Below are 13,523 nucleotides of genomic sequence, written 5' to 3'. Positions count from 1 at the left end.
CTGTTCACTTTTAAAAGAATGTTTCACTTAAAAATTGAATATTATGAATTACGGAAAGGTAAATAAGCGTTTGTGGACAGTACTCCTTGCTATTTTAGCGTTGCTGTTTCTAGCAGCTATCGTTGTATTAGATTCGGGTAAAGTTCATATTTAATAAATTAAAAAACGCCCCGCAGCTAAACAACAAGCAACGGGACGGTACACTTTACAAATAAAGTATCAATAATAAAATGAGGTTTCCTGTACATCGCGGGAATTGGTTCCGATGAAAAGTTTGAAATCTCCAGACTCTGCTTCCCATTTCTGGTTTGCTGTGAAGAATGTAATCATCTTTTCATCAATCGTGAATTGTATGGTTTTGGTTTCTCCCGGATTTAATTCGATTTTTTCAAATCCTTTCAATTCTTTCAAAGGACGGCTGAGGCTTCCCACCAAATCGCGCAGATACAACTGCACAACTTCCTCTCCTTTTACCTTTCCGGAATTTGTAACTTCAACAGACGCGGTAATCGCTCCGCCTTTTGGTAAAGTTGTTTTGTCCAGTTTAATTTTCCCGTATTCGAAAGTCGTATAGCTCAATCCAAATCCAAACGGATAAAGTGCGTCGCGCTTCACATCTCTGTATGCTGAATAAGTTACATCTTGGATTTCATCTCCGCGTCCTGTAGGTTTCTGGTTGTAGTAAAGTGGTAATTGCCCAACGTTTCTCGGGAATGACATGGTCAATTTCCCTGCTGGATTGTATTTCCCAAACAATACTTCAGCCACGGCATTTCCGTGTTGAGAACCTAATAACCAAGTTTCTAAAATCGCAGGAATATTTTCATCGCTCCACGTCAAATCCATCGGACGGCCGCTCATCACGACCATCACAACATTTGAATTTGCATTTTTCACAGCTGCGATTAATTCATCCTGAACACCTGCAAAACCAATGTCAGTCTGGCTTCTGCCCTCACCTGACTGGAAAGCATCTTCGCCAACAACGAGAATTACCAATTCAGCTTCTTTTGCAAGTTTAACTGCATCTGCAAAACCTGATTTGTCTGTTTGATTGATAGTCATCGGACGCAAGAAACTTCTTTCGCCTGTAGACAAATCCGCGCCTTTGGCGTAAGTTATTTTTACACCTTTGGGAGCATAAGTTTTAATTCCTTCCAAAACTGAAACGGCTGAATTCGGGTCTGCTTTTCCTCTCCAGTTTCCAAGCGGAGAATCTTTGTCATCCGCCAATGGTCCAATTACGGCAATTGATTTCACAGAAGATTTAATCGGTAATAAATTGTTTTCATTTTTTAATAATACAATTGATTTTTTGCCGGCTTCCAATGAAACATCCAAATTTTCTTTTGTATAAATATTGTTCTTTTCAGCTTTTTCATCGCTGTATTTGTAAGGATTGTCAAATAATCCTAACTGGAATTTCACTCTTAAAATTCTTTTTACTGCATCATCGATAAGTTTTATATCTACTTTTCCGGATTCAACTAATTTTTTTAATTCAAACTCATAAACATTTCCTTCCATGTCCATATCACTACCGGCATGAACAGCAATGTCTCCTGCCTGATTTTTGTCTTTGGCATAACCATGATTAATCATTTCTGCTATCGAACCCCAGTCAGAAACCATGAATCCCTGAAATCCCCATTCGCCTTTGAGTAAATCTCTTTGGATGTATTTATTTCCCGTTGCCGGAATTCCATCCAAGTCATTAAATGAGTTCATAAAAGTTAAAGCTCCTGCATCTACAGCTGCTTTAAATGGCGGAAGAATAATATTGTTTAGTTCATGAATACCAATATTTACGGCATTATAATCCCTGCCTGACTCTGCAAAACCATATCCGGCAAAATGTTTCGCACAAGCCGCAATCGAAGTCTGAGCAGTCAAATCATCACCTTGGTAACCTTTGATTTTCGCAACACCAATTAATGAAGTAAGATAAGTATCTTCTCCAGAACCTTCCATAACACGTCCCCAACGGGCATCACGCGAAACGTCAATCATTGGCGAGAAAGTCCATCCAATGCCGGAAGCGGCTGCTTCTTTGGCTGCAATTGCTGCCGTTTTTTCCATTAATTTCAAATCCCAGCTTGCACTTTCTCCAAGAGGAATTGGAAACATAGTTTTGTAACCGTGTATGACATCTAATCCGAATAATAAAGGAATTTTTAGCCTTGAGTTTTTCATGTTCCAGTCTTGTGCTTCTCGTGTTAATTTTGCGGTAGCAACATTCAACATAGAACCTACTTTCCCTTCTTTTATATTTTGAAGCCTTTGTTCATTGCTAACATCGGTGGGCGGTCCTGTCAAATCCCAACTGGAACTATATTGGGTCATCTGTCCGATTTTCTCGTCCAATGTCATTAATCTCAGAACCGAATCTACTTTGTTTTCGATTTTGAGATCAGGATGTGAAGACTTGTTCTGGGCAGAGAGATTTGCTCCTGCCAAAAAACTTAGCAACATAACCGCTGTAATTCTCTTTTTCATTTTTTGCTTTTTATTTGTTTAAATCAGTGGTCAAATTTAAATTAAGATGTAATGTGAATTAAAAATTCTACATAAAAAGACTGTCCAAAATGTTTTTACCATTCTTTACATCAGGACAGCCTTCTCTAACCAATCTTTAATTCTACACTTTTTTTATCTGTAAACTCTTACATAATCGATTTCCATCGCACTCTGCTGGAAAGCCGGGTCTATGTCACCACCTAACGCACCTCCCATAGCAACGTTCAGAATGATGAAATATGGTGCACTGAATGGAATTCCCGGGTTATTTTGAAATTCATGATAGATTACATTGTCAATCGCAAAAATGATATGTTCCGGACTCCACTCTACAGTATAGTTATGAAATTCGGATTGCGCAGTTGGTAATTCAGTCGAACCTACAACTGCACTTCCACCGGAATTACCAGGAAAATGAAGTGCACTTTGTACTCTTCCGGGTTCGTTACCCACATGTTCCATGACATCGATTTCCCCACAATAAGGCCAGCCTACATTATCAAAATTTGCACCCAACATCCAAATCGCAGGCCACGTACCTCCGCCTGTTGGCAGTTTAGCACGAACTTCCATTCTACCATGTGTGAAATTAAATTTACCTTTAGTATTAAGTCTTGCAGAAGTAAATTCAAAACCTTCCATGTTTTCTCTTTTTGCAATAATTTTGAGGATTCCGTTTTCGATTACGGTATTTTGATCAGTATAATATTGTTTTTCCTGATTTCCCCAACCGTTGTTGTTACCGATTTCGAAATTCCATTTGCTCATATCGAGTGTTGCCTGGTCAAATTCATCTGACCAGAAAAGTTCAGTATATTCGGTTTCAAGTTCGTCATCTCCTCCGCCTGATCCACCTCCGCCATTGGGATCTGTAGTAAATTTCATGTACCAAGCAATATTTGTATCTCCGGGTGGTGTCATCTGAAATCTCACATACATATAATCATCTGATATTTCTAAAACTTCATAATTACTTTGCCCTACATAATATCCCATAAATCCACCATCAGAAAACATCATTTGAGTACCGGTAGAAACTTCTTCAGGAAGCCCTGAAGTAGCTGAAGCCAAAGTCACAAATTTATTACCAGAAGTATTATAAGGCAAACAAGCATCTTCTGATCCTGACCCTCCTCCTACACTTAGAAATGCAGTATTAAAGAAAGTTTCACCTTGATTATTTAAATTATAAACAATATTGTCGCCCTCTAGTGTAAATACCAATTGATCATTATAGAAACATTCGTCTTTTTCAAATGGAGATGCGCTATACCAATCAGGAGTTGCAGAATCCATTGGTCCTAAACCTAAATGCCCAGGCATTCCTTTGGCAATATACCAAGTCTTAGTCGAGCCACCTGTGAGTAATTGTTTTGTTTCAGGATCATCGAAGCTGCTGAATACAGTTACTGTTTCAGAAATACTGCTTGAAGCACCACCTGTTCCTGTTGCTACTACTGTTACCGTATAAGTGTTTACGCCAGTCAATGCAAAAGGATGTGCAACAATTCCAGAATTAGTTGAAGCATTGGTATTATCACCAAAATAAAACTTATAATTCATGGCATTGTCAGCCTTTGCTATAAAATTCACTATTCCCGAGCCATCTCCGTAAGGATTTTCCGTATCTGCATTTGCAATGGTGAAATCAATAGTCAGATTGGAAGGAGCAATCACGTCTCCAAAAGTGCTTTCATCTTCATAGCAGCCATTGAGCGTAATCATTCCTCCGATTACTGCTGCAAAAAGCATTATATATTTTTTAAAATTATTCATAAAGTTTAATTTGTTTGTTCAACATCATCAAAATAATAATCGGTTCCGGTACCTGTTTCATTAAAATCAAAAAAGAATACCATTCTGCTCCAGTTTCCTTCGGGTTGTCCTGTAAAGTCCACTTCGATTGTTTCCCAGGCATTTGCTGTATTGAGTGTCGTAACTGCTTCCACAAACTGAGAATTATCTGTCGGGTTTTCAAATTTCACCAAAATATCAATACCTGCCTGCGGAGACCAAACTTTGAGGCGAATTTTATTTCCGTTAGAGAATTGAACGCGCTCGTCCAAATCTATAAAGGTTCCCCCCCAAGTTTCAGCATTCATAGCTTTGTTTGACCTTACTACATGTGCACTTGGATTCTGTTCGTTATTATGCGGATTTGCCTCTACAAATGAAGTTGCTCCTCCAAATCCTGTAAAAACATAAGCACTTGGATCGAAAGTATCAAAATCAAGCGGCAAAGACAACGGCAATTTTTGAATGTTATCGAAATAGTAAGTTTCGCCTGCACCCGGTGTACCAAAATTAAAAAACAGTACTACTTTGCTGTAAGTTTGCGATGCATCGGCCGGAAGCTCAAACACTAATCTTTCCCACTGATTTGCAACGGTAGTGTTTACGGTTGCTTCAGCAGCAATTCCACCATCATTTCCATTTTCAACCTTTAATATCACAGGTATGCCTGCAGCAGGAGAATAAACATCTATGCTGATGAGTTTTGGTCCGCTGAAATCAATGTTTTCATTTAATGTAATTACAGAGCCCGCCCAAACTTCTGAACCTGAAGGTTTGGTGTAAGAACCTACTTTTGAGCTGCTATTTACACCACCCGGATTTGGATTATTGACAACCTGCACTACCTGACCATCACCACCCCCGAAATAATAAAATAAATATTGTAAATCAGGATTTTCGAAATCAATCGGTAATAAAACCGGATTAAATATTTCAATTTCTTCTGTATAAGTTGTGGTTTCAACACCACCACTGAATGCAATTACTGTAACAGTATAAGTTCCGGTTTCTGCATACTGATACGAGGCTGTTTCTCCTTCTAAGAATGAAATAGGCTCTGCATTTGGATTTTCTCCGAAATGAACCTCAAAGAAAGTTTCATAGTCGGCAGCAGCAGTGACATTAACCAAGAAAGGATTTGTAGCGTCTTTTGTAATGGTTACTTCCAAATTTTCAGGTGCACGGAATGAAACTTCTAACTCCTGTGTCACTTCTGATCTTTCTCCTGCTAAATTTTTTGCCATTAATTTTACAGAATAAATTCCTTCCGTATAAACATGCTGAACAGCTGTTCCAGGTCTTAATTCGTCTGAAACTTCTGTTCCATCCCCAAAATCAACTTGAAACAATGTCGCATTGCTACCGGATGGTGTAATCGTAACCAATCCTGTATTGTCCTGAGTAATTTTAAAGTCCATGGAAAGATCTCCCGGATTTCCCATGTTGGCTACTTCCTTCAATCCATCATCATTATCGGAGCAACCGAAAATTAAAGGAATTAGAAGAAAACTTAATATTTTTATTGTTTTATACATAGTATTCAAATTTTAATAGTTAGGATTTTGCTGCCAGTTTCCGTTTGAGAATTGAATTTCTTCGAAGGGAATTGGGAACAATTCATGTTTTCCTGCTACAAATCCTGCAATCGTTCCCACCGCTTTTCCTGTTCTGACCAAATCAAAGAAACGATGTCCTTCACCGATTAATTCCAATCTTCTTTCTCTCCATATTGCCTCTGTAAGTGCAGAACCTGAAGTTGTAACATTGTTATTTGTATTTCCAAATGCTCTTGATCTGACTCTGTTCAGATAATCTCTTGCCGTAGCATCGCTGATGTTTCCCCGGTTGTAGGCTTCTGCCGCCATCAATAAAACATCCGCAAAACGTATAGAACGATAATTATTTGGATTGGTCAGATTTAAATCACCTGCTGCATCTTCACTACGCGTTCTCGGAAGGTATTTACGGTTAAAATAACCGGTATGTTTGTAACCCATTCCGTAAGTTGCTCCCGTTTCAGATGCCCAAGCTTCAATGTCTAAAATAGCAATATCTCTTCTTAAATCCTGCTCATCAAAAGCATCATAAGCTTCAGCAGTTGGAAGATTAAAACTGTATCCTGAAGAAAATAAAGGTCCGTTATAATTTCTGATACCGCTAAATCCTACCGCAACGTTTCCTTCACTACACTGAAGACAACCAAATCCTGCACCCTCTATATCTGTGTACTGAACTTCAAAAACAGATTCAGCACCATTTTCCTGATCAAATTCAAATAAGGTGCTATAATTTTGAACTAGAGAATAATTACCTGATGTAATTACCTGATCCAATGCAGTTGCAGCTTGTTGAAATTTATTCTGATACAAATAAGCTTTTCCTAAAAGGGCGTAAGCTGCACCTTGAGTTACTCTCCCAACTTCTGGAGCAACCGGACTTAGATTTTCTGTAGCAAAAATTAAATCAGCTTCAATGGATGCGTAAACTTCCTCTACAGAAGAACGAGGAATTGTCAATTCATCTCCAATGACAAATTGTTCATCACCTTTCATAGGGATTCCTCCAAACCACTTTACCAATTCAAAATGGTAGTAAGCACGCAAGAAACGAACTTCGGCTATGATTTGGTCTTTCCCATCGAACTCAATTTTATCTTTATTGGTTAAAACTAAATTACAACGCTGAACTCCTGCAAACATCCTGTCCCAAAGTGCTTTCAACTGATCATTTACAGAAGAATGCATCATTTCATCGACTTGCTGCCATGCAATCACATCATTTGCACTTTCTCCCCCACTCACTGTATTGTCAGAAGCAATTTCTCCCAAAATAGCATTTAGATAAGTTGATTGCAACAAATCGTAAGCTCCAATAAGTCCTCTGTAATAATCATCGGGATTATTGAAATAATTTTCAGAATCCTGCGTGTAAATAGGATCTGTTTCCAGATCTGTTTCACAACCATAAGGAAGGGTAAGAAAAGCTCCTATGGTCAATGTGTATATAATTTTTTTGATTTTCATTTTCTTAGAATTTAACATTTAAACCTAACATATAAGTACGTGGAATCGGATAGAATCCGTAATCAATACCTGCTCCGATTGCATCTCCGGACGTAGCCGCCGGATCAAAACCTCTATACTTAGTAAATGTATAAACATTGTTTACCGCTGCATAGATTCTGAGGTTTTTGATTAATGTGCTATTCGTAAATCTTTCTCCGAATGTGTACCCTAATTGTATATTTTGGATTCTCAGGAAAGAAGCATCTTCTACAAAGTAATCTGAGAAAAGATTATTGTTATGAGGTCCTGTCGTCACTCTTGGTGTTGAATTGCTTGTGCCTTCACCATGCCATCTGTCTAACGCATAATTCAATCGGTTTACATCCGGGTTGGTTCTTTCGTAATTTCTAACCATATCATTACCAATAGAAGCATAAGCAAATGCTGTCAAATCAAGATTTTTGAAACTTACCTGTAAATTCAATCCCATAGTTATATCTGCAATCGGGTCTCCTATATTTACTCGATCTTCAGCGGTGATTTTCCCGTCTCCATTTTGGTCAACAAATCGTAAATCACCCGGAGCAGCTTCAGCACCCAAAGTTGACTGATCTGCATGGTTGTCAATTTCCTGCTGATTTTGGAAAACGCCTGCAGTTTGATATCCATAGAAATAACCCATTGGCATACCTACTTGCATCCTGGAAGGCGCCAATTGTCCAACCCCGAAAGCACCACCTTCGACATATCCTGTTCCATTGTTAACTTCTAATACTGTATTATCAATAAAAGTTACATTATATCCTAAGGAAACACCCCAGTTTTCTCCGAATTTATCTTTGAAGTTAAGCGCAAATTCAAAACCTTTATTTTCAACTGTTCCTGCATTTAAAGTTGGCATTTGTCCTCCAGGAGCACCTGCTCCAATGATTCCGGAAACTGGAATATTTTCAATTAATAAATCATTTCTTCTGTCAACAAAGTAATCAGCAACTATGTTTAATTTATTATTGAAGAAATTAATATCTAAACCAATATCAAGTTTTTCACTCTCTTCCCAACCTACTTCAAGATTAGGTATTGCTCCGGTTGCAACTCCTTGTACCAATGATCCATTGAGAACATAAGTAGCCTCACCGTTTAGTAATGCTCTATATCTAAAATTTCCAATTAAATCACTTCCTAATTTACCCCAGCTTCCGCGAAGTTTCATGAAATTAACAATTCCTGTATCATCAAAGAATGATTCTTCTGAAATAATCCAACCAGCAGTTACAGAAGGGAACCATGCTGCACTTTTATCCGGACCAAAACGAATTGATTCGTCTCTTCTCAACATACCTGATAATAAATAACGTCCTTTGAAATTGTATTGAAATCTACCAAAATAAGAAAGTCTTTTTCCGATGTAATTATAAGAGCTTACGGGAATTCCATCAAAAGTTCCTGTAGTAAGACTTATATCTGCATTTTCCCAAGCATTTCCCGGCACATCATAACCTGTTCCTGTCAGGTTATCGCCCCATTCTCTGAAATATGTAGTCCCCAAAGTAAGGGTCATGTTATGATCAGCAATGTTTTTACTATATTCTCCAAAGAAATCTAATGAATAATCATAGAAATTTGATTTGAATTGCGTTACGCGGCTGCGCGGATTATCAAATACTTTCCCGCCGTAATTTACAATCGGGCTGAAAACACGGCTGTCATCATTGGCCGAATTGAATCCAATGCGACCCGTTAATTTCAATCCTTCAATCACTTCGTAATTCAAATCGAAAGTTCCACTGATTTTTCTGTAAGCGTATTCATTATAAGTATCTGCAATCTGTGCCAGTGGATTTATGATTTCATTTCCTAATCCTCCTACCGGAAACAAAGTAAACGCTCCCTCGTCATCTCTGACAGAAAGTGTTGGTGGTGCATTCAATGCATTGAACAATACAGAACCTAAAGCGTTTTCATTTAAGGTTTTTCTTCTTAAATCTATATAATTTAAGTTTGTATTGAATTTCCATTTGTCACTTAAATCTCCGCTCAATGAAACGCGTGCAGTGTTTCTTTTAAAGCCTGACTTGTCTTTTCCTACAATTCCATTCTGATCGAGATTTGAGGCACTTAATGTATAAGCGATTTTTTCTCCTCCACCTGCTACGCTTAATTCGTGGCTCATAATAGTTGCCAAATCAAAAACTTCATCCTGCCAATCAGTTCCTACCCCTAATGTATTTCCTATTTCCGGAAACGGGATATTCTGACCTGCATTTGCGTAAGCTTCATTTAACAACAAAGCATATTCAGTTGAATTTAATAACGGCAACTTTCTGGAAGTTTCCTGAAAACCATAATAGGTATTGTAATTAATTGAAGTTTTCTGATTTTTACGCCCTTTTTTTGTAGTAACTAAAATAACTCCATTTGCTCCGATAGTTCCATAAATTGCAGCTTGTGCATCTTTCAGAACCGTTAAGCTTTCAATATCATTAGGATTGATTGTACTTAAATCACCTACAAATCCATCAATAATTACAGAAGGTGCGTTATTTCCATTTGTGCCTACACCCCGGATTCTAATATCCAGATTGGCTCCGGGAGAACCTGAACCGCTGGAGACATACACTCCGGCAACTGTTCCTTGTAATGCTTGTTCGGTTTTTATAGGCCTTAAGTCCTCTATTGTTTCAGAGCCTATCACTGAAACTGCTCCGGTAACTTCTTTTCTCGTTTGTGTACCGTAACCAATCACCACAGCGTCTTCGAGTAAAGTAGCTGTATCTGGATTCAATGTAACCTGAATGAAAGTCTGTGAACCGACTTTATATTCAAGCGTTTCATAACCTATGGCGCTAATCAATAAGACATCGCCTTCATTTAGATTGGTGATTGTAAAATTCCCCTCATCATCAGTAAGAACTTCTTGTAAAAGATCGGAGGTAGAAACGGAAACATCCATAAGTGGAAATTTGGTTTCTTTATCTTTTACTGTTCCTCTTAATTCTGTAATCTGAGCATGTGTAAAACCCGAAATGACAAGAATTAGAATTAGTAAAAAATTGTACTTCATAAATTAGTGTTTTAGATACACTAACTTATAAAATGACATTGAGAATGCACAATTCTTTTATGCTATAAAAAACATACAAGTCAATTTAAAGATGTTATTGATGTATAAAAGATGCGTTAACATTAAGTTAAAACAATATTAAAGCAGTTAATTTAAATTTAAAAATTCCTTTCTACAACGTTTTCGAAGCCACTATGTTGTGGTAATGTTGTGGTAATTTAAAATATTGTTGTAGTCTATAATTGTAAAATATACTCTACTAAACCATCTTCATGATCCAATTGCATTTTTTTACGCAATCGATATCGTTTAACTTCCACACTTCTAATTGTTATATTTAAAAGAGATGCTATTTCCTTTGAAGACAAATTTAACCTCAAATATGCGCATAACTTCAAATCATTTGGTGTCAAAGAGGGATGAAGTTCTTTGATCTTTTTTAGAAAATCTTTGTCTGTATTATTAAATGTTTCGACAAATAAATTCCAGGTATCTTCATCATTCAAGTTTTCTTCAATGATTTTCAAAACCTTTTTAATATGTGGGTCTTTATTGTCAGTCTGTTCTAGGTTTTCACGGATATTATTTAGAATTTCATTTTTATTGATGATATTCATTGTGGAAGTTGCAAGTTCTTTACTTTTATTTTCGAAATCAGTTTCTAATTGTTCATTTTTCAGCTTCATAATTTGCTGCTGACTCTCTAACTCACTCATTTCTAATCTTCGGTGATTTTCCTGAATTAATTTTTCATTTTGTCGCTCATAATATTTTTTATATGTCTTATTAATAAACCAGGCCAGCAAAATCAATAATCCAAAATAAATAACGAGTGCTACATTTGAAATAAACCAAGGCTTTCTGATCTGAAATGAAAATTGTTTAATCGAATCAAGTTCATTATACCCCACGCGTGCCTGCACATAAAATGTATAGTCTCCCCATGAGAGATTTGCAAATTCAGCAAACGATAATTCTGACCAATCTGACCATTTGTTATCATCACTACCCTCTAAGCGGTAACGATATTCTACATTGGTCATCTTCGAATATTGTGGCACACTGAAATGAAAAATCAGATTATTTTCCTTATTCTTGAGGGTTGTTTTTTCAGTTAGATTTAAACTTTTTGAATCAAATCCGGTTTTAAAATAAATTACCTCATTCAGATACAATTGATTATCATAATTTTCAATTTTATCCAAATCGAGTGTTATATAACCATTTGAATTACCGATGAGGTAAAGGTTTTGATTTAGCTGAGAAATATTTTCAAAACTTGTGAGCGAATTGGAATATATATAATTGACCGGAATGGAAGTGAGCCGAAAATCACTCGTAAGAGACTGACTTTCAAATCTATTTACATTATCCTTTCCAAAAATCCATAATACTTTTTCCTCTTGTGATATTAATTTTCCAGAAATGTAGTTCCCATCATCAAAAACCTTACTCAGTTTTTCATCGCGTTCAAATTTCTTTGATTTTGTAATCAATTCAAAAATACCATCTTCTGAAGCATAATAAATAGTGTTATTGAATTTAGCAATGCTGGAATTATTACCTTTTTCAGGAGACTTGTAATTATATATAGAATTCACTTTCGTCAATTCATCATCTAATTTTAAACGAAAAATTCCTTTGTATTCATGATTGACATATATCTCTTCATTTAAAATTTCGAAAAATCGACTCGAGATATTGTAATTCTCAATTCTGTTTCTAAATTTCCATTGACCATCCTTTTTTTCTAAAACAGACAATCCTTCGTAGTTCCCTGCGAGTAATAGACTTAGATTCTTAGTTTGAGAAAATTTCCATGTACCATTGCCTTTTTGTAAGGTATGCGCTGTCTTATTTTCAACAATAAAAGTCCCCAGATCATGTCCACAAAACAAGGTGTCTTCATATAAAAACAGAGCCCAGACTTGTCCTTTTGTATTTGAAACCATTTCAAATGGATTATTTGAGCCATGTTTTTTAACAAACAAACCTTGATTTGTTCCGAGATACAAATTTCCTTTATACAAAACTGATGCATATACTGTCCCCAATACACCATTTATATCATCATAATTCATTACAAAAGAATTGAGATTGATACAATCCAATCCATTGTCTAAACCAAGCCAGAGATTGTTCATCACATCTTCATGAAGCGACAGAATTGTATTATTTGACAACCCGTTTGACTGTTCTATGTGATAGAGAAAATTATAATTCTCATCGGTAATATAAACACCGTTTGAAACTGTTCCTATCGCATAATTCCCGTTTTGAAGTTTAATGCTCGAATATAGATTGACAGATGGCAAAGGTGTTTCCAGTTTCATTAATTCATTTCCGGACATCGTATAAATACCTTCGTATTGAAAATGAATTTCAAATTTATTATTGAATTCAAATATGGAAACGACTTTAGAGTCTTTGAACAAAATATGATTGCTTCTCAATATTTTATCTCCTTTTACAATTTCATAAAGTCCTTCGCCATATACTTGGTAAAATATTTTTTTCCCGGTTTGAAACACTTTAGAAATAGAACTTTGTGTGGAGATTATATTGATTTTCTCAGAGTTGACATGAAAAATGTAAAGGTGATTCAATGACTGAAACAAGATAAATTCCCCATTATCAATTATATTCCAGAACTGCTCATCTTCGCTGATTGTATTCTTAAGTTTTGAACTGATTGAGAAATATTTCAAAGAACCATCCAACTGTTTTTTCCAATATCCAAACTCTCGATAACAACCTGTATATATTTTATCTTTTACAACTTTCACAGAACGTATGATGCTCTTATTGGGAGATTCATATAAACGCCACCTTTCGCCGTCATACTCAAGTAGACCTTTGTTATTTGCGACATAAATGAAATGATTTTCTGCCTCGGAAATCATCCAATTCTGGTTTCCTCCGTTGTAAATTTCTTTTGAAAATTTAATGATAGGTGGTAATTCCTGACCAAAACCGGAGGATATCAAAAGAATAAAAATTAAGGCAGAAATTTTTCTCATCTTAAATTCAAAAATAGCAACAATATTTCATTTAATCCTTTATTCAGACAAATGATAAATGAGTTATTAAATTCTAATTCTCATACCTGAATTTTGACTTGTAAATTCTAACTTTGCAATCCA

The 13,523-nt window shown here is 36.2% G+C and carries 6 protein-coding genes; all 6 read right to left on the bottom strand.

Annotation, left to right across the window (positions count from 1 at the left end; translation table 11 throughout):
• Positions 1-219 precede the first annotated feature (219 nt).
• Positions 220-2,496 (bottom strand): beta-glucosidase BglX, encoded by a 2,277-nt coding sequence (gene bglX / locus B8977_RS13420; RefSeq protein WP_084018477.1) that lies wholly within the window; start codon positions 2,494-2,496, stop codon positions 220-222.
• A gap of 153 nt (positions 2,497-2,649) precedes the next feature.
• Positions 2,650-4,293: a family 16 glycosylhydrolase gene (locus B8977_RS13415; RefSeq protein WP_084018474.1), complete on the bottom strand. Its 1,644-nt coding sequence runs from the start codon at positions 4,291-4,293 to the stop codon at positions 2,650-2,652.
• Positions 4,294-4,298: 5 nt separating this feature from the next.
• Complete coding sequence (locus B8977_RS13410; RefSeq protein WP_084018471.1) at positions 4,299-5,846, bottom strand: PKD domain-containing protein; 1,548 nt, start codon at positions 5,844-5,846, stop codon at positions 4,299-4,301.
• A 12-nt stretch (positions 5,847-5,858) separates the two neighbouring features.
• Complete coding sequence (locus B8977_RS13405; protein WP_084018612.1) at positions 5,859-7,334, bottom strand: RagB/SusD family nutrient uptake outer membrane protein; 1,476 nt, start codon at positions 7,332-7,334, stop codon at positions 5,859-5,861.
• A 4-nt stretch (positions 7,335-7,338) separates the two neighbouring features.
• On the bottom strand, positions 7,339-10,380 hold the full coding sequence (locus tag B8977_RS13400) for a SusC/RagA family TonB-linked outer membrane protein (RefSeq protein ID WP_084018468.1): 3,042 nt from the start codon (positions 10,378-10,380) through the stop codon (positions 7,339-7,341).
• Between the two features lie 236 nt (positions 10,381-10,616).
• Entirely contained in the window at positions 10,617-13,400 is a 2,784-nt protein-coding gene (locus tag B8977_RS13395; RefSeq protein WP_245828564.1) for a helix-turn-helix and ligand-binding sensor domain-containing protein, read from the bottom strand.
• Positions 13,401-13,523: the final 123 nt, after the last annotated feature.

This window comes from Moheibacter sediminis, assembly GCF_900176425.1.
Lineage (GTDB): Bacteria > Bacteroidota > Bacteroidia > Flavobacteriales > Weeksellaceae > Moheibacter > Moheibacter sediminis.
Note: the sequence above shows the minus strand (reverse complement) of the source record. Positions and strands in the feature narration are given on the sequence as shown.